The following is a 21,837-nucleotide window of genomic DNA, read 5'->3' on the forward strand; positions in this document are numbered from 1 at the left end:
TAAGATTATTAACTACTTACTTAATGTTACCACTAATTGGCTTTTCCATTATCAAATCACGCTGAGCACTCTTGCCCAATTGAAAAACATGATCCCCAACTTGCTTAAATCCCATTTTTTGATAGAACTTCAGTCCAGCATTATTATGTTCCCATACGCCCAGCCAAACCTTTTCTTTCCCTTTTTTCTGCGCCTCATTAACAGCCAAATTAATCAATTCGGTTCCTAGACCATGACGTTTAAATTCTTTTTTCAAATAAATTCGTTCCACTTCTAAGAGATGCGAACCCATTTCTTCAGATTGAGCATCATCAACGTTTAACTTTAAATAACCAGCTAACTTTCCATCAATGTAAGCAAAATAAAATTGAGAATTAGGATCAGAAATTTCATTCTTTAATTTTTCCGGATCATAAGCATTATCCAAGTATTGATTTAAATTTTCAGGTTTATTTTCGGTTCCAAACGTCTCGGAAAACGTTTCCCGACTAATGGATCGTAAAGCACTAATATCATCAATCGTTACCCTTCTAATCTCACTCATCATTTTGAACCTCCATTAACAATTTAGTTAATATTTTAACTAATTTACTCTGGCTTGCAACCATTGTCATTTATAACAGATAAAGAAGGTTGCTTAAGCGCTTTCACTAGCATAGAATAGAAGTGGATAATAAGTAAATATATAGGAGGAAATCACCATGACATTCAATAACGTTGTCATTGTCGGTGGAGGCACCTTAGGCTCACAAATTGCTTTCATGTCGGCTTTCCACGGAAAAAACACTACTATTTGGGGCCGTTCAGACGGCTCACTCGATCGTGCTAAGGCGCGAGTAGCTCGTTGGGAAAAAGCAGTAAAAAAAGACATTGGAGCTACCGATGAACAGGTCAAGAACGCAGAGGAACATCTCCATTACACCACTGATTTAAAGGCCGCCCTTAAGGGTGCTGACTTAGTTATCGAGGCTCTTTCTGAGGATCCAGATGTTAAAAATGACTTTTACAAAAAGTTCAACGATTTAGCTGATCCAGATACTGTTATCGTTACTAACACTTCGACTTTACTACCATCACAGTTTGCTGATGCTACTGGTCGTCCTGACAAGTATTTGGGTTACCACTTCGCTAACTCAATTTGGAAAAACAATACCGCTGAAATCATGTCACAATCTAAAACTAATAAGGATCTTCCAAAAGAGATGGAACAGTTTTCACGTGAAATTGGAATGGTTCCAATCTTAGTTAACAAGGAACAACCGGGTTACCTATTAAACTCACTGTTAGTACCATTTCTATCAGATGCTTTAGTCCTCTGGAACAATGGCGTTTCTGATCCTGAAACGATCGATAAGGCATGGATGATTGGAACTGGTGCACCACTTGGTCCTTTCGCTATTATGGACATTATTGGGATGAAAACCATGTATGATATCACTAAGATGTCAACTAACCCAGAAGTTAAAAAAGCTTCCGAAAAATTCAAGGATATGATTGACCAAGGTAACATTGGTCTTGAATCTGGTAAGGGCTTTTACACTTATCCAGATCCTGATTTCAGAAAACCGGAATTTCTTAAATAGAATTAGATACAAAAAAAGTTCGCCAAATGGCGAACTTTTTATTTTATAGATTTTTAATTTTATAGATGATTCAAAGTCTCAGAACCAAGTGTTGGGAACAATGGGATCAATTCGCTCATCTTTTCTGGTGAGATGTGATACTCAACAAATGGTGCCAAAGTACTAATAACGTTATCAGCTTCAGAACTGATTTCAGTAGCACCTACTAGGTAACCTTGTTTGTCGGTGATTGAAATGGTCTTACCTTTGTTCTCTTGCATTGCAAATCTGAACCAATCAGTGGCAAGGTCTGATTCTTTAACATCATACTTATCAGGGTTGGCCTTAGCTTCGTCAACACTAACACCGATCTCAGCAATTCGTGGTGATGAGAAAACTGCACTTGGAACAGCTGGATACTTAATTGGATCAGTAGTAGCACCAGTAAATAACTTGGTAAGGTACATTGACTCAAAAATAGCAGTTGGAGTTAACTTACCAACTTGTTTATCAAGAACATCGCCAGCAGCGTAAATGCTGTCAACTGAAGTTTGAAGATGATCATCAACTTTGATTCCGTTCTTATCGTAATCAACGCCAACTTCTTTAAGACCGAATCCTTCAACGTTCGGATCACGGCCAGTTGCGTCAAGAACCCAATCAGAGTCAATGTCGTCTTTGTTAGTCTTGACTACAAAGCCATCACCTGATTTTTCGATTGATTGAGGATCAACGTTTCGAATGATTTGAACTCCTTGAGATTCAAGATCTTTAAGTAATGATTCAACAAATGGTTGATAGAACTTCCTTAAGGCCTTGTCATGGTGCAATAGGATGGTAACCTTAGTTCCAGCATTTGCTGCGATTGTAGCAAATTCGATGGCAATGTATCCACCACCGATAACGGTCATGTGTTCTGGTTGTTTTTCTAAGTTCAAGAAATCAGTTCCATCGTATGCCAAGTCAGCACCGGGAATATCAATCTTGTGATAATGAGCTCCAGTTGCTACAACAAGTTTATCAGCAGTGTACTTGGTACCGTCAACGTCGATGGTGTGCGCATCAACGATCTTTCCATACCCATGGATCACATCGATGCCAACACTCTTTAGACCCTGTTCGATTCCACCAGGTAATTGACTGATGACTTCTTTTTCATGCTTAACGTTATCGGCCCAATTGATCTTAGTAGTTCCATCTAAGCCGTGTCCTTGGAAGTTATCAACGTCTTTTTTCATCTTAACTGGGAAGTCTAAAGCAATCTTAGCGTTACATCCACGGTTAGGACAAGTTCCACCAATCTTGCCAACTTCAATAATGCCAGCTTTTTTACCCTTTAGGGCCAATGGAATAGCACCGTTAAAAGCACCATGTCCACTTCCTAAATACAATACATCAAATTGATAATTGTTTTCACTCATACTTAACACCTCACCTTTTAGTTTTGTACAACTAAACTTTATACAATTATTATTATAGTTCTATAATTGCACTTGTCAAGATTAGCTCTCCACAAGACATTCTAATGCCTCTTTACCAATAAGGAAAACAATTAGAATTGCTGCTGCTGAATCGATCCACCAAATATGGAAAAAATAATTAAGCAAAACTCCGATAAGCACCGTCCCAGCAAGATAAGCACACGTAACACTACACATGGCATCCTGAATTAAAGCGTTAGAACCAATTACTTTCCCAATCCAATACTTAGCATAGGCAATCATTGGCATGATAATAAGAGACAAAATAGAAATGATGATCCCCATCAGACTGCCATCAGCACCTTCATGCTGAAACAAATTATATCCAGAAGTAACTAGAATATAGACACACAGAAGGAGCAAAATGATGCTAACGATCTTCGTGGCAACCTTATCAACTCGATTAATGTCAATTTTTGAACTCCCTTTAAACTCAATTTCCAAACGAAATAGTAAAACAAATCCAGCAATAATCTCCATCAAACTATCAAGAGCAAACGCAATTAATACAATTGAGTGGGCATCGATCCCGGCCTTTAAGCCAACCGAAAATTCTACTATCATCCAAGCAATCGCAACCAACTCAACTATGATTCCATATCCAACCACGTTTTTAGTTTCCATGTTTGACACCCCTTACCACATGATCCGAATGAGCTAGTCCTTCATTTACAATGTCCATAATATGAGGATCATCCAGGCGATAATAATTTGACTTGCCCTTCCGTTCGCTACTTACAAATTGATGCTTTTTAAGCATTGCCAATTGATGAGAAGTAGCTGATTGTTCAAGCCCAAGTTCCTCACTAATCTCACCAACGTTGAGTAAGTGATTTTCTAACAACACTAACATTTGAATCCGAACCGGATTACTCAAAATTTTAAATAACTCATGAGCTTCTTCTAATTTTTTGGGATTAATCTTAGAATCCATGATTTTCTCCTTATATATGTAATTTATTTCATATGAATACATTATCATATGTATCCTAATAAAAAAAGCCACAACGGCTAATTCATTTTAATCCTTGATTCCATGACTTTTAAAAACAATCTGATTAATAGCGTGATCAATGTCACCAAAGTCAGAAAAAGCCTGGTTAATTGCATCGTTAATCGTAACTTCATCTGAAATCTTAGCTAATGCATCTTTTACGATTGAACGTTTCAACTCAATCTTGTACATCTCAACATCAGGAGTACTTGGATATTTTTCAAAGTACTTATCCAAACGTCCTTCAACAATGTTATTTAATTCTTCGTTATTCATTTTTAATCGCCTCACGTATATTTGTACTGTCATTACCTTACTAAATGAAACTACTGACTATCTAAAATGGTATCAATTGTCCTTAGAACCCCATCATCGTTATTATCAAACTCGGTAACGTGACCAGCGGCGTCCTTTGCCTCCCGAATGCCATTCTTCATAGCATAACTATTCGGGGTTAAATCCAACATTCCTAAATCATTCTCATTATCCCCAAATGTGACAACCTCTTCAGGATTGGCATCATATTTTTTCATCAAATAGCGCACGCCAGTTGCTTTGTCAACCCCCTTTACACCAATTAGGTCGGTATTAAAGCCAGAGTTCAAACTCTCAAGATTATCTGGAAGCATCTGTCGCATTTCATGAACTTTTCGCATCACGTTTGCACCTTGCTTAAACGTCACACCAACTTTTACTAATTGATCATCAGTGTTCTCACTTGTGATGTTAGCCAAATCATTCAAACGGACCGTATTACTATAGTATTGTTTCATTAACTGATACATTTTTTCGGGTAGCCTTTTATCTACATAAGTATGCTTAAGCCCAGATACGTTAACCCCGACAATGTCAGGGCCAAAATCATCATAAAGCATCTTTAAGGTCTGTTTAATCTGATCATCATTCAGCGATTCGGCATGAACTAAATCACTCCCACGATAAATTACTGAACCATTTTGAGAAATAAAATCCATTTGGTCCCGATAATCAATAAACAGGCTTTGTAATTTATCATTCGGTCCGCCACTAGCGACGGCAAAATTAACGTTTTGGTGTTTCATTTTTTGAAACGTTTTTAAAAACTTAATCTCATCATATCGATTAGCTTCATTTAAAAAGGTTTTGTTCATATCTGTCACAATTAATTTAATCAAAATCTCCACCCCACCTGTTTAAATTAATTATATCAATTTGTTAAGGGAATGAAAAAAGTTAACACTATAAAAGCATTAACTTTTAATTAAATTAACTATTTTCGAGGAGCAACACAGGTTCCCTCTGGTACCGCAAAATCCTTTTGAATGACAGACAACTTACCATTCTCATGATTTCGCTCGTACAAGGTTGCGTTATTAGTGTTTTGATTTACAGCAATTAGGAAGGATTGATCTGAATTAAAGTTAAAATCACGTGGGAATTCCCCTTCAGTTGAAATTACTTGAATTCGCTCTAAGTCACCATCACCTAGGACCTTAAAAACAGCAATCGAATCATTGCCACGATTAGAAACATACACAAACTTCTCATCGTTAGTTATTCGAATTGCAGCCCCACCATTGGCATCTTTGTAGTCATTGGGAATAGTTTTAACAACCTGTTGGACGGTAAAGATGCCAGCTTCTTCATTATAATCAAGAACTGCAATCTTACTACTTAGTTCACCAATTAAGTAAGCCTTTCCCGTCGATTCAGCAAAAGCAATGTGTCTTGGACCAAATCCAGGTGACAACTGAATCTCACTAACAGGAGTAATCTCACCCGCGTCAGAAACATCATACAAATAAACTCGATCCAATCCCAGGTCACAAATCACTAAGCGATCATCAGGAGTTAGATCGGCATAGTGTGGATGAGGACCACTTTGTTGTTCTGGTAGTGGACCGGTCATTCCATCGTCATGGATTCGCTGCGATTCTTTGACAGTCCCGTCACTTTCAATGTGATACGCAATGACATTGCCAGTATGATAATTTGCTGTATAGACCATCTGGCGTCCTTCGTCTACAGTAATGTAGGCTGGTGAAGGACCCACTTCAATGTCTTCTTGCATTAATTTAGCTGGCATGGTACTGCCATCAAAAACAGCAATTCCACCACGTGTTTCCGCTTCATCTTGATTACGATCAATCGCATAGATTTTATTATCACTAGATTCCACAACGTAAGTTGGACAACTAATTTGCGCAATTAACTGAGCATTTTCCAGCTGTTTTTTATCTTTGTCTAATTCAATTTGATAAACGCCCTTACTAGTTTTTTGGGTATAAGTTCCAATTAAAAATTTTTCAGTCATCATCAACACCTCCAAATATTATTCATACTCATTATGCCATATTTGGTGGTTGGTGATAACAAATATTAATGATTTAATTCACAAAAAGATTAGCCAATTGATTTAACCAATATGATTCTCTTTTAAAATCATCTGGACTTCATGATCCATTGCTGGGGTTCGTTTCCACTCCTCAAAGTGGTCAAAGTTTTCCTTTGGCATCACATAATTCTGGTTAACATAGTTCTCGTAATTAATGACATGAACGGAGTGAGGAATGTTTAGTTGAAGGATTCGAACCTGTTTAATCATTTTTCGTTCTGCAGCAAGCTCAGCTCGTCCGTTCTGCACCATGTTGCTGATTTCAAGGTACTTAGAACCATCTAATCGCGTAATTTCCTCAATCAATGTAAATGTTTCATGACTCTTCATTGCCATCTAAATCTTCCTCCTAAACAAAAATGCTATTATTCACTTTGAATAATAGCAAAATTTTTATCGTTGTCCCCAGGCATGTTTCTCAAGTTGTTTGTATTCATGCTTAGTGACCATTACTGATTTACCATTCTTCTTCTGGTACCTCATCTTCTTACTTGGGTGAATGATATAACTTGGATGTCTAACAACTGCCATCGTTGGATGACCAGATACATTTACCAAGCAAAAGAAAATCATGGCAAAGAAAACCGCCCACGTCATAATTTTAGTGGTCAACGGCATCTTTTCTTGAATAACTTCACTATAGAACCGCTTATGGATGGTTCGTGCTGGATTAGGGTCATTCGGGTGATCCTCAGCATACTCATTAGTAATTTCTTTTTGATACTTATCAATATCAAAATTCTTCTGAATGGTCTTTTCTTTTTTCTGGAACTGTTTTTTCTCTTTTTTGCTTAACGACTTAAACCACTTGATGAACTTCTGGTATTCGGAGACGACTTCTTCCATCGGACCAATTTTCCGTAGCTTCCCGTAGTTAATCCAAGCAACTCGGTCACACAACAAACGCACCTGCTTTAGTGAATGAGATACAAAGATGATGGTCTTACCTTCTTCTTTAAATTCATCAATCTTATCAACACATTTTTGGTAGAAGGTATCGTCACCAACGGACAAGGCTTCATCAATAATCAAAATGTCTGGCTTAATGTGAACGGCAATGGCAAAGCCAAGTCGGGACCTCATACCACTAGAATAGTCTTTTACTGGTTGATCAACAAAATCACCAATATCAGCAAAGGCAATGATATCATCCATCATGTCATCAATTTGGTGGTTTGTAAGTCCCTGCATCAATGACTTCATTCGGATGTTTTCACGGCCAGTTAAATTCTTTCTCAATCCAGCGTTAATCGCAACAATCGAAGTATCTCCGCGCACGTCAACTTGGCCGGTCGTTTGCGGAATAATGCCAGAAATAATGTTAGAAATGGTTGACTTTCCTGAACCATTTACACCAATGATTCCCAATGCTTCACCAGGCTGAACGGTAAATGAAATTCCCATCAAAGACCAAAAATGTGGGGTTTTATTTTTCCTTGATAATGAGAAAAACGACTTTAACTTGTCAGATTGAGTCTTGAACATGTCATACTCTTTGGTGACATCTTGTACTTTAATTTTATAATTTTTTTCAGTCATGGTTTACTTCCTAAATTCAAAATTACAACTGACACGATAATAAAATAATACGAGAAAATTACTAAAATGTAAAGAAAGTTCAGTACTCAACGATGCTTCAACAACATAATAAAAGAGCTACCAAGAATGGTAGCTCTTAAAAACATTATTCAACTGTAACACTTTTAGCAAGGTTTCTTGGACGATCAACGTTCAATCCCTTGTTCAAACTAGTGTAATAAGCAATTAGTTGAGCTGGAATGACACTAAGCAGCGGTGTTAACAACTCATCAACGTCCGGGATCACAAACGTATCACCATCTTGAGCTAGACTTTGTCGCACGATCGTCAAAGCACTGGCACCACGAGCTGCAGTTTCTTCCAGATTACTACGAGTTAATCCAGCGGTCTTCTTCTGGGTGATAATACCAATCACTGGAGTGCCCTTTTCAATCAATGCAATCGTTCCGTGCTTAAGTTCACCAGAAGCAAAGCCTTCCGCATGGACATAAGAAATTTCTTTTAACTTCAACGCTGCTTCAAGGGAAACAGTGTAATCAACCCCACGGCCGATGTAAAAGGCCTGTTTAGCATCAACGAAATATTTCTTAGCAATTTCATCAATCTTATCTTTTTCTTCAACAATTGACTGCATCCCAGTCGCAACCAAACCCAATTGTCGTGCTAAATCAAAATCTTTTGCGACCTGACGATTACCCCGCATACCAACGGCCTTTGCCAAAATGGCTTGGATTGCAATTTGAGCAGTATATGCTTTAGTTGAAGCAACTGAAATTTCTGGACCAGCATTAAGCAACATCGTGTAAGTTGCTTCGCGCGACAATGTCGAATTAGCAACATTAGTAATGGTTAAACTAGGAAAATGATGCTTGTTAACGTTCACTAAAACTTCCCGACTGTCAGCGGTCTCCCCACTTTGAGTCAAAAAGATAAAAAATGGTTTCTTAGAAAGCAATGGATCTTCGTAAGCAAACTCGGATGAGACATGCACTTCAGTTGGAATTCCAGTGTACTTCTCCATCAAATCTTTACCGACTAATCCAGCATGATAACTGGTACCAGCACCCACGATATAGATTCGATCTGAATCAAGGATGGTATCCATTACGCCACAACCAACGTTCATGTTTCCGTCTGCATCAAAGTACTCTTTAACTAATTTTCTCATGACATTGGGTTGTTCATCAATCTCTTTAAGCATGTAGTAAGGATAAGTCCCCTTATCAGACGCACTTGGATCAATGGTTACCTTGAACTGATGACGCTCTACTGGCTTACGGTTTTCATCAAGGATGATTACCTTATCAGGCTTTACAATCGCAACGTCACCATCAACCACCTCAAGAAAAGTATCAGTAACGTCTAACATAGCAATTGAATCAGAGCATACTACGTTGAAACCGTCACATAATCCAATCAACATGGGGCTTTTGTTTTTGGCTGCATATAAAGTATCTGGATCTTCTTTATCCATTAAAATGAAAGCATATGAAGAATTCTTAAGGAGTGAAAGCATCTTAATGAAGGCATCTTTCGTGCTCATTTTGTCTTCAGTCACAAACTTATCAACCAATTGGACCGCCACTTCGGTGTCAGTTTGACTATGAAACTTAACGTCTGATAAGTATTCTTTCTTCAGTTGTTCATAGTTTTCGATCACACCATTGTGAACCAGATAGAAACGGTTGTCATCTGAGAATTGTGGATGAGCATTCTCAATGTTTACCCCACCGTGAGTAGCCCAACGAGTGTGTCCAATTCCGGCAGTTCCCTGTACTTCTGGCCCAATCTTTTTCTTTAAATCGTCGATACTTCCGGTCGTTTTCACTAAATAATCTTTGTGGTCTTTTCCTTCCACAAAGATTCCGGCTGAATCATATCCTCGATATTGTAATTTTTCTAATCCATTAACTAAAATGGATGTCGCATTCTTATTGCCTGTAACTCCAACGATTCCACACATGGGAATGACCTCTCTTTAAAATTGGTATAGATGTATTTAAATTTTATTTATATACTTAACATCTTTGATAATAATGGTTTCACAAGTGTTTGTCAAATATAAGTTAGAATTGGTATAGCACCGATGAACGAAATTTAATAAAAATTTAAGCATAATAAAAGAGTTAACAAACGTTAACTCTTTTATTAATTCGTGATTGCTTTATTCAATTCCCATGTCGTCTCTAACAACGTCGGCAATTTTGTTCGCATACTTATCACTTTCTTTTTGAGTCGGAGCTTCCACCATAACTCTTAGCAGCGGCTCAGTCCCACTTGGTCGAACCAAGACACGACCATTCCCATTCATTTCATCTTCAACATCATCAATGGCCTTTTTAACATTGTCATGATCCATCGCGTGCTTTTTGTCAGAAACCTTCACGTTAACAAGACTTTGAGGATATTTTTTCACTTCGTCTGCTAATTCGGAAAGCGGTTTACCGGTTTCTTTCATAATATGCATTAATTGCAGACTGGTTAGCATCCCATCTCCAGTGGTATTAAAATCCAAAAACACAATGTGGCCGGACTGTTCGCCACCTAGATTGTAACCATTGGCTTTCATTGATTCAACCACGTATCGGTCCCCAACTTTAGTTTTCACACTATTTAAGCCGTTGGCTTCCATGGCTTTGTACATTCCGAGGTTACTCATCACTGTCGTAACAATGGTGTCATGCTTTAATCGACCATTAGCATCCATATACTTACCACAGATGTACATAATCTTATCACCATCAACGATGTTTCCCTTTTCATCGACAGCAATGCACCGATCACCATCACCATCAAAGGCAATTCCTAACTGGGAACCATTTTCAACAACCATTTTTTGCAATTGCTCTGGGTGAGTGGAACCGACGTTATCATTAATGTTTAGTCCATTAGGTGAGGTTGCCATTGTTTTAAAATCAAGACCAAGGTCAGCATAGAGGCGGGGAACCAAGTTGCTGGTAGCACCATTTGCGGCATCAACTGATACCTTAATCCCACTTAATTCATCTGGAATCGTTTGGGACAGAAAGTGAAGATACTTTTGAGATGCTTCGGTGTACTCTGCTGAAGTGCCTAATCCCTTTGCTGAGGGACGTGGTAAGTCATCAGTATCACTTTCAAGAATCTTCTCGATGTCAGCCTCGATGTCATCGGACAATTTATATCCGTCACCGCCAAAGAATTTAATTCCATTGAACTCAGCGGGATTATGTGAAGCCGTAATCATAACTCCGGCATCAGCACTTTGATCTCTAACCAAGTATGCTACTCCGGGGGTAGTGACAACTCCGAGTTGAACCACCTCAATTCCAACGGACAACATTCCAGCTACCAAAGCATCTTCCAACATCTGTCCAGAAATTCGTGTATCTCTTGATACCAAGACACGTGGCTGATGATCTTGAACACTGTGCTTAGTCAGAGCATAACCACCTGCACGACCAGCCCGAAAAGCCAATTCTGGGGTTAAGTCTTTATTCGCAACTCCTCTAATTCCATCTGTTCCAAAATATTTCATATATAGTCCTCACTTTATTACTTATTCTTTGCGTTAATCTGTACTTTAACCGTTTCCGGATCCAAGCCACTTACTTTGGAGTTACCCGCATCAAGTGAAACCGTCTTAGTATTATCACCAGACATGTTTTCGACATCAACGTCGGCATTAACCGAATTAATCCCATCAATCGTGTCTTTATCACCTAACAATAACACATCAGATGGATCACACTTAACGTCATAGGTCTTACTTGCCTGCTTATTAACTAAATTAACCTTGACTGGTACCCTCTTATTATCACCTGCTGAAACCGGTAAATCAACCGAACTTGTTGATGGGGTAATAATAACGTTGATGGTCTTTCCTTTTTTGTCTAAAGCCTCAATCACCGCATCCTGTTTTATATCACGCTTGGTGTTAGGCTTCAAGTTAGTTTTAGCAACTACTGAATCAATTCGATTAATTTGATCACTCGGTCCAGTCACTTTTGCAGAACTGACGTCTAACGACGGCTTTCCGGCCTTATAACCAGAAGCAATGTTTTTCTTGTCGTAGACAGCTTTTACGGGGAACTTAACGGTCCGACGTGGTTGAATGTTAACTTTAATGCGAGCAGGTTTAATCTTACTCTTAATGTCAGAATTTAGACCCTGCTGTTGTAATTTGACGATGTGTTCTCCGGGCCCCAAATTACTAAGGTTAGCGTACACCTTAAAGTTCTGGGTATTAGCGGTTGTAGTGACTAACGCCGACGGCCCTGACAACTGGACGTTAACTTTTTCTGGATAACCAATTACAAAATACTTGTCTGAGTTTACGTTGAGCTGTAATGGAACTGACAGTGTCTTGGTTTTATTAGCTGCCATCTGGGTGCTTTTAGTCGAATTACTGGTACTGTTAGTGAGACCCATATCATTTTTGCCATCATGAACATAGAAAAACAGTGCAATTGTAAAGACTAGTGCCAAGATAGCATAGAATAATTTACTCCGAAAAGATTTTTTCATGGCTACTTGTCACCTCCGAAATGCTTCTGAAAGAAACTAATCGCACGAGTCACAATCGTTGGATGTTGCTCCTGTCGATCACGAGGAATCAACTGACTTCTCAGGTATTTCAGGTAATCCTCCTGAGTCATCCCACGAAGAAGCTCATTGTTTCTAGTGATTGAAACTTCTCCCGTTTCTTCTGAGATAACAATCGTTAAAGCATCGGAAACTTCCGAGATTCCAACGGCAGCACGATGACGAGTTCCCAATTCCTTAGGGATCAAATTACTCTGCGATAACGGTAAGTAGGCAGCCGCTGCAGCAATCTTATCATCCTTAATGATGACCGCTCCGTCATGAAGAGGCGTATTGGGAATAAAAATGTTAATTAATAACTGACTTGAAATGTCAGCATCAAGCTTAATCCCGGTCTCAATGTATTCTTCTAGCCCGGTATGCATTTGAATGGTGATTAACGCTCCAATTCGACGCTTAGACATGTATTGAATTGCTCCATCTAAAGCATTAATCATTTTTTTGGCTTTTTCATCCTGATTCTGGGTTGCTCTAAAGAGTGAGCCGCGTCCTAATTTTTCAAGTCCGCGTCTAATTTCAGGTTGGAAGATGATAATGCATCCAATAACTCCCCAATTGATAATTTGATCCAGAATCCAAGATACCATCGTCAGTCCTAAATACCAACTGGCAATTTTAGCGATAATAATTACAATAATGCCGCGAAAAAGTTGCACTGCCCGAGTGCCACGAAGAAGCATGATTAACTCGTATATCACGAGCCAGACAACCAATATATCAATTAAGTTGCTTAGGTTATGTAATGTAAATAAGCTACTCCAATCAATCCCCATAGAACGACCTCCAATTTGTATATTATTATATCACTGAATTATTGCTGAAATAAAGGCAGTTAACTAATTCCAAATGTTAAAAAAATTAAATTCTATGGTTAAATTTCTAGTTTTTTTTGCTAATTTGGGGTTTAATTTATATATAGAAGAAAAGGGGTCAAATTATAATGTCACAAAATAAAAGATGGCAAGTTAGAATATTTTTCATCGGGTGGATCGTGCTTTTATTCATGTTTCTACGTGATACACGCTTCGGTTTTTTAGCGCTCAACACCCTTTTAGGATACATCCCAATTGAACTTAGTTTCCACATCGGTAACAAACCACACCAAAATAGTTTCGTGTTCTGGATCCTATCACTTCTGTGGTTATTGTTCTATCCCAATTCACCCTACATTCTGACCGACCTACTTCATCTCGCTTGGCTACATCCTGATGAAGCCAATGGGTTACTTCGACTTGATCCGCACGTCTGGTTTTTATACACATGCCTGATGATCAGTGCATTAAGCTGTGCCTTTATCGGTTTCTGGAGTTTAGTCCACGTTGCTAAGGCCATTGACGTTAAAATTCATTTATCCGGTAATTTTTCTAACTTCGTTACAATTGTGATTCTAACGGTTGCAAGTTCCATCGGACTATTCATTGGACGGTTTATGCGAGTCCACACAATTTACCTCATCCTTTCACCTAGGATGTACATTCGACCATTTTTAAACATGTGGAATATGCACATGGTCGTATTCGTATTTTTGATGACCGTTCTACAGTTAATGATCTACTGGATTTATTCCATTATCAGTAATAATAAGGAATAATATAAAATCCCCCACTTATCAATAAGTGGAGGATTCTTTAGTTATCACTCAGCATTAGCGTTTCCTTATAATTAATGTTCTGACGCAAGTGAAGCCCCATCGCGTGACTAACTTTTTTATTATTAATCAATTGTTCCACAGCGCGACGTTCTGCTTCCAGTGCAACCGACCGCAATCTTAATAACTGATACTCAAAGACTTCATCATCTTCGTCGGGATCATCGTATGAATTGGCCCGTTCAATCTGACTCTGATAGAAAGTGACAATAAAGTGAACAATTTGTGAGTCAAAGTCCTGACCATTAATATCGCTTCGACTTAAAAAGTCTGAAATAGCATCAATGGCGGCCTGATCACCAACAATCGTAACAAGGCGTAATTCACTCTTGGTCTTTTTACTTTCTGATTCACTTACCTGCCAGGTTTTAATGGAATGAAGAATCGATGAAAACCATCCCGGATAGTACCAGTGATTTTTGCGATAGCCGTCGTAACCATTTGCAAACATTCGACGTTCCTCACGATTAATCCTTCGATTTGCAATCCAGTAAGTATCTTTTGAGATTTGTTGTTCACGATACAAATCTTTAACCGCGTCACGTTTTCCTTTTAAAGCAACTCGTCTCAAACTAAGTTCTTCATTGAGAGACGTACTTTCTGCACTATCGTCTCTCGTCTTTCTTAAAAGTTTTCGCAACTCAACCTGATAATCCAAAACAATATCATATACCGCTCGTTCATTATCATTGGTCTTATTATTTTCAAGACTGACAATGGCACTCTTTACGATGTAAATCCGAGCGGCATCTTCCGAAATATAGCCCTCCTGCTCATCTTCTTCATCTTCCGTCTCATCATCATCTTCATCCTTATCAATCAATGAGGCTCGGGTCTGAAGTGAACTAGCATCTGGGGAAATGATTGGCAAGATAATGGTAGCCGCAACTAAACTGATCACGATAACCATTGCGGCAATAAAAAGCATCAAAGAACGGTCGGGAAACTCCTTTCCATTCGATAAGAATGCGGGAACCGAAAGAATTCCTGCCATGGTAATGGCACCACGAACCCCGGAAATTCCAGCCAATAGCGCAACCGACAAACTGGGCTTCTTATTTGACCGTTTAGTAATGTAGTACGAAAAGAATTCGTATCCTAAAATCCAGACCACTCGAATTACCAAAAGAGCCACCCAAACGGCAAAAGCAATCCCAAACGAAGCTAAAGTTCGATATTCCGATCCATTGATGACCACCCTAGTAGCAACCGGTAATTCAATACCTAAGATTAAAAACACAATCCCGTTTAAACAGTAAACAATGACATCCCAAGTACGATTGGTCAACAAGTTGACTTCTGGTGACTTGGTATTGGTAACGTTAGTCTGTAAGTGATCAATAATCCCAGCGGCAACCACCGCAATAACTCCCGAAGCATGAAGAAGATCTTCAGCAATTACATAAATAATAAACGGTGTCAAGATGTGCAGGACGACGTTAAAAATCACGTCATTGAAGTGTACCTTTAATAACAAATTACGAAGAACAATAATTAAAGACATTCCAACAATTCCAATGATCAAACCCACTAGTGCGGTATAAACAAAATCAACCGCAGCGTGTTCCAAAGAAAAGTAACCGGTGACAACTGCAGCAATCGCATATTTAAACGCAATTAGTCCACTAGCATCGTTAATCAAGCTCTCACCTGATACTAGATGCAAAATATTACTTGGAAGATGAACACGCTTTGAGATGGACTGAACGGCAATTGGATCGGTTGGAGACAAAATCGCAATTAGAGCAAAACAGGCTGCCAGTGGCATTGATGGTACCAGCAAATTAACGAAATAACCGCCAATAATGGTTGTAATGAACACCAACCAGATGGCATTTTCAAAAATGGGGCCACGTAATTCCCAAAGTTCTCGTTTTGGAAAGTCACGACCATCATTAAATAGCAATGGTGCGATGAACAGCAATAAAAACCAGTCCGTGTTTAAATCAATTTTGAATTTAAAGAATAATGCTAATCCTAAACCAAGCAAAATTTGAATCAAACTAACTGGAATCTTAGTGACATAGTGAGAGATAATGCTAGAAAGCAGGACTAAAACTATTAATGTGATGACTGCCTCAACTATTACCATAAGCTATGTTTCCTCCTATTTCGGCTCACCAATAATTCGAACCTCAGTCTCAAGGTGAACCCCATTATCTTTATACACAGTTTCCTGAACGTGCTTAATCACATTCAAATAATCAGTAGCGGTGGCACCACCAACGTTAATGATAAATCCGGCGTGTTTTTTGGACACTTCAGCTCCGCCAGAGCGATATCCCTGTAGTCCAGCATCGTGGATCAACTTTCCAGCAAAGTATCCTTTAGGACGCTTGAAAACACTCCCACATGAAGGCCATTCTAAAGGTTGCTTTGACCTTCTCAGGTAGTTCAAATGATCCATCTCGTTTTGAATCTCACGTTTATTCCCGGGTTCAAGTTTAAAGGTCGCTTCCAAAACAACGTCCCCATAGTCTTGAATACTACTATGACGATAACCAAAGTCTAACTGGTCGTTGTTTAAAACAATAATCTCACCCTTACGCGTCAAAACCGTGGCTGATTCAAGTGCATACTGGGTCTCTCCCCCATAAGCACCGGCATTCATAAACACTCCGCCACCGATACTGCCGGGAATCCCAGCAGCAAATTCTAATCCAGTCAAACCGGCTTTTTGAGCAGCCTTAGTTGCATCAATGTAAGCAGCCCCAGCCTCGGCAATTACCCGATGGTCTTCATTTCTAATGTTATTCATTTGGGTCAAAATCATGGTTAACCCACGAATTCCACCATCTCGTACGATTAGATTACTGGCATTTCCCAGCACAGTGAGCGGCATTTTAATTTCATTTGTATAATTTAATAATTCTTCGGTTTCTTTAAATGATGAAGGAAATGCAAGAAAATCAGCTTTCCCACCAGTTTTAGTCCAAGAATACTTGGAAAGTGGTTCATCTTTTAAAATTTTAATATCCTTGAATTTTTTTGTTAAATCTTCAGTCATTCGTCATTTTCCTTTCTAATTATCCATATTACATTCTAGCACGTTATCATTATTTAAACACTTCTGATCGTGCTATACTGGCATTAAAGGAGGGGATACAATGAATTTTATCTCATGGAACGTAAATGGTTTACGTTCAGCAGTTAAAAAGAATTTTTACGAATTTTTTAATGAAACTGATGCTGACTTTTTTAATGTTCAAGAAACTCGAGTTCACGAAAATGATATTGCTTTAGAAGTACCAGGTGACTATTACCAGTACTGGGACTCAGCGGAACGCCCCGGCTACTCAGGCGTAACTACTTTCACAAAGCATAAAGCTGATAACGTGTTTTATGGTGTTGATGGAAGCGACACTGACACCGAGGGCCGTTGTTTGACACTCGAATATCCTGACTTTTATTTAATTAATACCTACGTACCCAATTCAGGCGAAGAGCTGCAAAGACTCGACTACCGTCTTGATTGGGACCAAAAATTTATTACCTTTGTAAGTAAACTTGCTGAAAGAAAGCCGGTCGTGATTGGCGGCGATATGAGCGTTGCTTATCAACCAATTGACATTGATGACCCAGAAGAAGATCACCACAAGGCTGGATACACCCAACAGGAACGTGACGATTTTGGTCGATTATTAGCTTCTGGATTTGTAGATACCTTTAGAGCACTTCACCCTTACCAAAGTGGTGCCTATACTTGGTGGAGTTACCGTTACGACGAGCGATCCCAAAATCGTGGTTGGAGAATGGATTATTTCTTGGTTTCTAACTCAATTCAAGATGACGTTGCCGAGTCAAACATTCTTGGTGAGGTAACCGGCTCAGATCATGCTCCGATCCAACTAATTACTGATGGACTTAAGATTGATTAGAGGAGAATCGTTAAATGAATTTTGCGGCAATTGACTTTGAAACTGCTGCGGGCCAACGGGCTAGCGCTTGTTCGGTCGCATTAACGGTAGTAAGAAATAACGAAGTCGTTGATGAGTTTTACTCATTAATTAACCCCGAATGTGAGTTTAACTGGCGCAATATCAATGTTCATGGTATTCATGAAAAAGATGTAATTGACTCACCAACCTTTCCAGAGGTGTGGGATCAAATTAGCCCCCTCTTTGATAGAAATAAGCTGGTGATTGCCCACAACAATAATTTTGATAATAGTGTATTAAAAAAGAGTCTGGAAAGGTATGGTTTATCAAAACCACACTATCAGACTCTTGATACCGTTAAGACTTCCAAAAAGTTTTACCCTGGATTTGTTAACCATAAGTTAAACACGGTTAGCGAGAACTTAGGGATCGAATTAAAACACCATCATAATGCGCTAGATGACAGCTTAGCGTGTGCTAACATCTTAATTTATGAATACCAGCAGTTTGGTAAAAACGCCGTTAAACCGTTCGTCAAGTTAATATAAAAAGGCTGAGAATTTTTTCTCAGTCTTTTTTTACGTTCATTTTCATTTCAATTACATGATCGTCATGTTCACTAGTTATAAATCCTAATTTTTTGTACAATCGAAACGCCCCTACATTGGACTTTAAGACCGTCAATCGCAATTCATTAAGGTGACTAAAATTGCCCACCCAGTCAATGGCTTCCTGAATCAGATTGGTCCCAAGTCCAATGTCCTGATAATCAGCTAAAACGGCGACACCGAGCTCACCGGCAGTCTCGTCAACCTGACTAACGCTCAAGACTCCAATTAATTTCGTCCCAGCAACTGCCACTAAAATGATGTTAGTCCCAGTGGCATTCACCGCGTCAATGGCATCTGCTTCGGTTTCAGCGGTCAATTGATCAATCTGAACATCCGTCGTAAAGTTACTAGATTCTTGACTTAATCGTTTCATTAACTCGATTAGTGCTTCGGAATCGTCCGATTTAGCAGCACGAATCGTAATTTCTTCATTATCACTTGCCAAGCGTTAAGTCTCCTGACTTTAAAATCGAATCAAAATGCTGTCCTTTAGCAGTCATTTCAATTGTTCGATCGTTATCACCCAGATCATCATTTCTAGTAAATCTGATTCTCAAGTATTGGTCGGGAAGTTCGTCCTCCGCAAATTTGGACCATTCAACGACGCTGACTCCATCACCGTTAAAATATTCATTCAAGCCTAATTCATCGGCGCCACCCTCTTCAAGACGATAAACGTCCATGTGATAAAGAGGCAACCGTCCATTTTTGTATTCCCGAATAATGGTAAAAGTTGGACTTTTGATGTTTCGCTTAATTCCGAGACCTTTCCCAAGTCCCTTTGTGAAGGTGGTTTTTCCCGCGCCAAGGTCGCCATCAAGTAAAATAACGTCTCCAGCTTTTAAATCCGGGGCGAGTTCTTCGCCTAATTTTTCGGTTTGATCGGGATTATCAACCTTAAATTTAATCAATTCAATCGCCTCAAATTAAAGTGCTTGAGTAGCCGTGATAATGGCTACCTTGTAAACATCCTCAGCATTGCATCCTCTCGATAAATCAGAAACTGGTTGATTCAATCCCTGAAGAATTGGCCCAATGGCTTCAAATCCACCTAAACGCTGGGCAATCTTGTAACCAATGTTTCCTGACTGAAGCTCTGGAAAGACAAAAACGGTTGCCTGACCAGCAACGTTTGAACCAGGTGCCTTACTCTTTGCAACCGCGGGAACAACCGCAGCATCAAATTGGAGTTCCCCATCAATTGGAGTATCTGGATCTAACTTTTGAGCAATCTTGGTTGCACTTTGAACTTTATCGACTTCTGGTCCCTTAGCTGAACCCTTGGTTGAAAAACTAAGTAAGGCAACTTTGGGATCGATATCAAACAACCGGGCTGTATGTGCACTTTCAACGGCAACTTCACCAAGTTGTTGATCATCAAGTTCAATGTTAATGGCACAATCTGCAAACAAGTAACGTGTGTCACCCTTTTGCATGACAAAAGCACCACTAATCAACTTCACACCTGGTTTAGTTTTAATAATCTGAAGTGCAGGACGAACCGTATCACCAGTTGGGTGAGCCGCACCGGACACCATTCCGTCAACGGTTCCCATGTATACCATCATCGTGCCAAAATAATTCGGATCTTTCAACCATTGCTGAGCTGTTTTTTCATCCGTTTTGCCACTACGCCGTGCAACAAGTGATCTAACCATCTCGTTGAACGTGTCAGAGTCAACGTTTTGGATATCAATAATGGTAATTCCGTCTAAATCATTTCCGTTTTCTTTAGCAACTTGTTTGATTTTGTGGGGATCACCCAATAACGTTGGTTCAACCAAATTATCTTTTTTAAGCCGACTAGTTGCTTCAATGATTCTTGGATCTTCCCCTTCAGGGAATACTAACTTAATGTTTTTATCGTTAATCTTTGCTTTCAAACTATCAAAAAGGTCCATAATTAACTCTCCTTATTAGTGGCAGCGACGTGTTCCGGTAATTTCCAGTTAATCGGCGTCTCACCCATGGCTTTTAGTGCTTCATTCGTCTTTGAAAACGGTTTTGAACCAAAAAAACCTCGATTCGCAGAAAGGGGACTGGGATGAGCCGACTGAATCACAATATTAGCGTCAGTATTAATCAACTTAATCTTATCCCTAGCAGCCCTTCCCCATAAGATAAAGACAACTGGTTCAGGACGCTTTGACAATTGTTCAATTGCATAATCAGTGAGTCTTTCCCATCCTTTGCCACGATGAGAAAAAGCCACTCCATCTTGAACGGTCAAAACGGAGTTTAACAACAATACCCCTTGCTCAGCCCAACTCTTTAGATAACCGTGATTAACTGGTTTAATTCCCAAATCACTTTGTAATTCCTTATAAATATTCTTTAAAGATGGTGGAACAGCTACGCCTGGCATTACCGAAAAACTAAGACCATTGGCTTGGTTAGGACCATGATATGGATCTTGTCCCAGAATAACGACTTTCACCTTACTAAAGGGAGTCCACTCAAATGCCTGAAAAATATGGTGCATTTCTGGATAAATCGTCTTGTTATTATACTCTTCAACCAAAAAACGCCTCAATTTTTGATAATATGGTTTCTCAAATTCTGGTTCCAGAATCGGCCACCAGTCGTTATGAATAAACGGTTTCACTATTAACACCTCCAATTTATTCTACCATAAAATGTGAATTTTTAGGCAAGCAAAAAGAGAGTGCAATAGCACTCTCTTTTAATTAATAATGTTTCATAACGCGATCAATTTGCCGTTGGGTATCACGTTGCTTTATGGTTTCACGTTTATCATATTCACGCTTCCCCTTAGCAACCCCAATCAGCACCTTAGCGTAGCCATGTTTTAAATAAACTTTTAAGGGAACAATGGTAATTCCCTTAGTCAAAGTCGCTTCACCAAGTTTTTTGATCTCTTTTTTATGCAACAACAACTTTCGATTACGCAATGGATCATGATTAAACTGGTTTCCTTGCGCATACTCACTGATGTGGACATTCATCAAATAAGCTTGTCCGTTTCTCACCTGCACGAATCCGTCCTTTAGATTCATACGGCGTTCTCTAACTGATTTAATCTCAGTTCCCGTTAGTGAGATGCCAGCTTCATAAGTATCAGAAATAAAGTAATCATGTCGAGCCTTTCGGTTAGTTGCCATTACGTTCTTTTCAGTTGGTTGATGCTTTTTTCTAGCCATGTTCC

24 protein-coding genes are annotated in these 21,837 nt (G+C 39.1%); 4 read left to right on the top strand and 20 right to left on the bottom strand.

Annotated features, from left to right (window positions below; genetic code table 11):
- Positions 1-16: 16 nt before the first annotated feature.
- Complete coding sequence (locus AC6UC9_RS05430) at positions 17-544, bottom strand: GNAT family N-acetyltransferase (RefSeq protein WP_500701386.1); 528 nt, start codon at positions 542-544, stop codon at positions 17-19.
- Positions 545-701: 157 nt separating this feature from the next.
- Between AC6UC9_RS05430 and AC6UC9_RS05435 the strand changes: the two genes are divergently transcribed.
- Positions 702-1,583, top strand: a complete 882-nt coding sequence (locus tag AC6UC9_RS05435) for a 3-hydroxyacyl-CoA dehydrogenase (protein WP_500694323.1) — start codon at positions 702-704, stop codon at positions 1,581-1,583.
- A 59-nt stretch (positions 1,584-1,642) separates the two neighbouring features.
- On the opposite strand, the gene AC6UC9_RS05440 is transcribed toward AC6UC9_RS05435, so the two are convergent.
- The 12 genes from AC6UC9_RS05440 to cdaA all read right to left on the bottom strand — a co-directional run bounded on the left by AC6UC9_RS05440 (position 1,643) and on the right by cdaA (position 13,307).
- Positions 1,643-2,983 carry a dihydrolipoyl dehydrogenase family protein gene (locus AC6UC9_RS05440; protein WP_500694322.1) on the bottom strand — a complete coding sequence of 447 codons (1,341 nt, stop codon included), beginning with the start codon at positions 2,981-2,983 and terminating at the stop codon, positions 1,643-1,645.
- Between the two features lie 81 nt (positions 2,984-3,064).
- The gene (locus tag AC6UC9_RS05445) at positions 3,065-3,667 is read right to left on the bottom strand and encodes a cation efflux transmembrane domain-containing protein (protein WP_500701360.1); all 603 of its coding nucleotides are present in this window, start codon (positions 3,665-3,667) and stop codon (positions 3,065-3,067) included.
- Entirely contained in the window at positions 3,657-3,977 is a 321-nt protein-coding gene (locus tag AC6UC9_RS05450) for an ArsR/SmtB family transcription factor (RefSeq protein WP_500701361.1), read from the bottom strand. The genes AC6UC9_RS05445 and AC6UC9_RS05450 overlap by 11 nt, the downstream gene beginning before the upstream one ends.
- Positions 3,978-4,064: 87 nt before the next feature.
- Complete coding sequence (locus AC6UC9_RS05455; RefSeq protein WP_500694319.1) at positions 4,065-4,313, bottom strand: hypothetical protein; 249 nt, start codon at positions 4,311-4,313, stop codon at positions 4,065-4,067.
- A gap of 50 nt (positions 4,314-4,363) precedes the next feature.
- Positions 4,364-5,191 (bottom strand): HAD-IIB family hydrolase, encoded by an 828-nt coding sequence (locus AC6UC9_RS05460; RefSeq protein ID WP_500701362.1) that lies wholly within the window; start codon positions 5,189-5,191, stop codon positions 4,364-4,366.
- A 95-nt stretch (positions 5,192-5,286) separates the two neighbouring features.
- On the bottom strand, positions 5,287-6,330 hold the full coding sequence (locus AC6UC9_RS05465) for a lactonase family protein (RefSeq protein WP_500701387.1): 1,044 nt from the start codon (positions 6,328-6,330) through the stop codon (positions 5,287-5,289).
- 102 nt (positions 6,331-6,432) lie between these two features.
- Positions 6,433-6,747, bottom strand: a complete 315-nt coding sequence (locus AC6UC9_RS05470) for a hypothetical protein (RefSeq protein ID WP_500696028.1) — start codon at positions 6,745-6,747, stop codon at positions 6,433-6,435.
- Positions 6,748-6,804: 57 nt separating this feature from the next.
- Complete coding sequence (locus AC6UC9_RS05475; protein WP_500696841.1) at positions 6,805-7,950, bottom strand: ABC transporter ATP-binding protein; 1,146 nt, start codon at positions 7,948-7,950, stop codon at positions 6,805-6,807.
- 145 nt (positions 7,951-8,095) lie between these two features.
- Positions 8,096-9,913: a glutamine--fructose-6-phosphate transaminase (isomerizing) gene (gene glmS, locus AC6UC9_RS05480; protein ID WP_500701363.1), complete on the bottom strand. Its 1,818-nt coding sequence runs from the start codon at positions 9,911-9,913 to the stop codon at positions 8,096-8,098.
- 201 nt (positions 9,914-10,114) lie between these two features.
- Positions 10,115-11,467 (bottom strand): phosphoglucosamine mutase, encoded by a 1,353-nt coding sequence (gene glmM / locus AC6UC9_RS05485; RefSeq protein ID WP_500694313.1) that lies wholly within the window; start codon positions 11,465-11,467, stop codon positions 10,115-10,117.
- 17 nt (positions 11,468-11,484) lie between these two features.
- Positions 11,485-12,456 (bottom strand): CdaR family protein, encoded by a 972-nt coding sequence (locus AC6UC9_RS05490; RefSeq protein ID WP_500694312.1) that lies wholly within the window; start codon positions 12,454-12,456, stop codon positions 11,485-11,487.
- Positions 12,457-12,458: 2 nt separating this feature from the next.
- Complete coding sequence (gene cdaA, locus AC6UC9_RS05495; RefSeq protein ID WP_500694311.1) at positions 12,459-13,307, bottom strand: diadenylate cyclase CdaA; 849 nt, start codon at positions 13,305-13,307, stop codon at positions 12,459-12,461.
- 167 nt (positions 13,308-13,474) lie between these two features.
- On the opposite strand from cdaA, the gene AC6UC9_RS05500 reads away from it, so the two are divergent.
- Positions 13,475-14,125: a DUF1361 domain-containing protein gene (locus AC6UC9_RS05500; protein WP_500694310.1), complete on the top strand. Its 651-nt coding sequence runs from the start codon at positions 13,475-13,477 to the stop codon at positions 14,123-14,125.
- 37 nt (positions 14,126-14,162) lie between these two features.
- Here the strand turns inward: AC6UC9_RS05500 and AC6UC9_RS05505 are convergent, their stop codons facing one another.
- Together AC6UC9_RS05505 and murB are read right to left on the bottom strand one after the other, a co-directional pair.
- Positions 14,163-16,274, bottom strand: coding sequence for a cation:proton antiporter (locus AC6UC9_RS05505; protein ID WP_500701364.1), 2,112 nt, complete (start codon positions 16,272-16,274; stop codon positions 14,163-14,165).
- 15 nt (positions 16,275-16,289) lie between these two features.
- Positions 16,290-17,189, bottom strand: a complete 900-nt coding sequence (gene murB / locus AC6UC9_RS05510) for a UDP-N-acetylmuramate dehydrogenase (RefSeq protein ID WP_500701365.1) — start codon at positions 17,187-17,189, stop codon at positions 16,290-16,292.
- Between the two features lie 100 nt (positions 17,190-17,289).
- Here murB and AC6UC9_RS05515 point away from each other — a divergent pair, with 100 nt between their 5' ends.
- Both AC6UC9_RS05515 and AC6UC9_RS05520 read left to right on the top strand, forming a co-directional pair.
- Positions 17,290-18,060 (top strand): exodeoxyribonuclease III, encoded by a 771-nt coding sequence (locus AC6UC9_RS05515; protein ID WP_500701366.1) that lies wholly within the window; start codon positions 17,290-17,292, stop codon positions 18,058-18,060.
- Positions 18,061-18,074: 14 nt separating this feature from the next.
- Positions 18,075-18,608 (top strand): 3'-5' exonuclease, encoded by a 534-nt coding sequence (locus AC6UC9_RS05520; protein ID WP_500694306.1) that lies wholly within the window; start codon positions 18,075-18,077, stop codon positions 18,606-18,608.
- A 19-nt stretch (positions 18,609-18,627) separates the two neighbouring features.
- Here the strand turns inward: AC6UC9_RS05520 and AC6UC9_RS05525 are convergent, their stop codons facing one another.
- From AC6UC9_RS05525 to smpB, 5 genes are all read right to left on the bottom strand, one after another.
- Positions 18,628-19,116 (bottom strand): GNAT family N-acetyltransferase, encoded by a 489-nt coding sequence (locus AC6UC9_RS05525; protein ID WP_500701367.1) that lies wholly within the window; start codon positions 19,114-19,116, stop codon positions 18,628-18,630.
- Positions 19,106-19,582, bottom strand: coding sequence for a tRNA (adenosine(37)-N6)-threonylcarbamoyltransferase complex ATPase subunit type 1 TsaE (gene tsaE / locus AC6UC9_RS05530; protein WP_500701368.1), 477 nt, complete (start codon positions 19,580-19,582; stop codon positions 19,106-19,108). The genes AC6UC9_RS05525 and tsaE overlap by 11 nt, the downstream gene beginning before the upstream one ends.
- A 15-nt stretch (positions 19,583-19,597) precedes the next feature.
- The gene (gene pta / locus AC6UC9_RS05535) at positions 19,598-20,572 is read right to left on the bottom strand and encodes a phosphate acetyltransferase (RefSeq protein ID WP_500696834.1); all 975 of its coding nucleotides are present in this window, start codon (positions 20,570-20,572) and stop codon (positions 19,598-19,600) included.
- A gap of 2 nt (positions 20,573-20,574) precedes the next feature.
- Positions 20,575-21,276, bottom strand: coding sequence for a uracil-DNA glycosylase (locus AC6UC9_RS05540; protein ID WP_500701369.1), 702 nt, complete (start codon positions 21,274-21,276; stop codon positions 20,575-20,577).
- A gap of 82 nt (positions 21,277-21,358) precedes the next feature.
- On the bottom strand, positions 21,359-21,832 hold the full coding sequence (gene smpB, locus AC6UC9_RS05545) for an SsrA-binding protein SmpB (protein WP_500694301.1): 474 nt from the start codon (positions 21,830-21,832) through the stop codon (positions 21,359-21,361).
- Between the last annotated feature and the right edge of the window lie 5 nt (positions 21,833-21,837).

It is taken from the genome of Fructilactobacillus sp. X7R4C1 (assembly GCF_059901115.1).

Coding starts and splice junctions, on each gene's coding strand:
- AC6UC9_RS05430 (WP_500701386.1), bottom strand. CDS start 544: ATGAGTGAGATTAGAAGGGTAACGATTGATGATATTAGTGCTTTACGA.
- AC6UC9_RS05435 (WP_500694323.1), top strand. CDS start 702: ATGACATTCAATAACGTTGTCATTGTCGGTGGAGGCACCTTAGGCTCA.
- AC6UC9_RS05440 (WP_500694322.1), bottom strand. CDS start 2,983: ATGAGTGAAAACAATTATCAATTTGATGTATTGTATTTAGGAAGTGGA.
- AC6UC9_RS05445 (WP_500701360.1), bottom strand. CDS start 3,667: ATGGAAACTAAAAACGTGGTTGGATATGGAATCATAGTTGAGTTGGTT.
- AC6UC9_RS05450 (WP_500701361.1), bottom strand. CDS start 3,977: ATGGATTCTAAGATTAATCCCAAAAAATTAGAAGAAGCTCATGAGTTA.
- AC6UC9_RS05455 (WP_500694319.1), bottom strand. CDS start 4,313: ATGAATAACGAAGAATTAAATAACATTGTTGAAGGACGTTTGGATAAG.
- AC6UC9_RS05465 (WP_500701387.1), bottom strand. CDS start 6,330: ATGACTGAAAAATTTTTAATTGGAACTTATACCCAAAAAACTAGTAAG.
- AC6UC9_RS05470 (WP_500696028.1), bottom strand. CDS start 6,747: ATGGCAATGAAGAGTCATGAAACATTTACATTGATTGAGGAAATTACG.
- AC6UC9_RS05475 (WP_500696841.1), bottom strand. CDS start 7,950: ATGACTGAAAAAAATTATAAAATTAAAGTACAAGATGTCACCAAAGAG.
- glmS (WP_500701363.1), bottom strand. CDS start 9,913: ATGTGTGGAATCGTTGGAGTTACAGGCAATAAGAATGCGACATCCATT.
- glmM (WP_500694313.1), bottom strand. CDS start 11,467: ATGAAATATTTTGGAACAGATGGAATTAGAGGAGTTGCGAATAAAGAC.
- AC6UC9_RS05490 (WP_500694312.1), bottom strand. CDS start 12,456: ATGAAAAAATCTTTTCGGAGTAAATTATTCTATGCTATCTTGGCACTA.
- cdaA (WP_500694311.1), bottom strand. CDS start 13,307: ATGGGGATTGATTGGAGTAGCTTATTTACATTACATAACCTAAGCAAC.
- AC6UC9_RS05500 (WP_500694310.1), top strand. CDS start 13,475: ATGTCACAAAATAAAAGATGGCAAGTTAGAATATTTTTCATCGGGTGG.
- AC6UC9_RS05505 (WP_500701364.1), bottom strand. CDS start 16,274: ATGGTAATAGTTGAGGCAGTCATCACATTAATAGTTTTAGTCCTGCTT.
- murB (WP_500701365.1), bottom strand. CDS start 17,189: ATGACTGAAGATTTAACAAAAAAATTCAAGGATATTAAAATTTTAAAA.
- AC6UC9_RS05515 (WP_500701366.1), top strand. CDS start 17,290: ATGAATTTTATCTCATGGAACGTAAATGGTTTACGTTCAGCAGTTAAA.
- AC6UC9_RS05520 (WP_500694306.1), top strand. CDS start 18,075: ATGAATTTTGCGGCAATTGACTTTGAAACTGCTGCGGGCCAACGGGCT.
- pta (WP_500696834.1), bottom strand. CDS start 20,572: ATGGACCTTTTTGATAGTTTGAAAGCAAAGATTAACGATAAAAACATT.
- smpB (WP_500694301.1), bottom strand. CDS start 21,832: ATGGCTAGAAAAAAGCATCAACCAACTGAAAAGAACGTAATGGCAACT.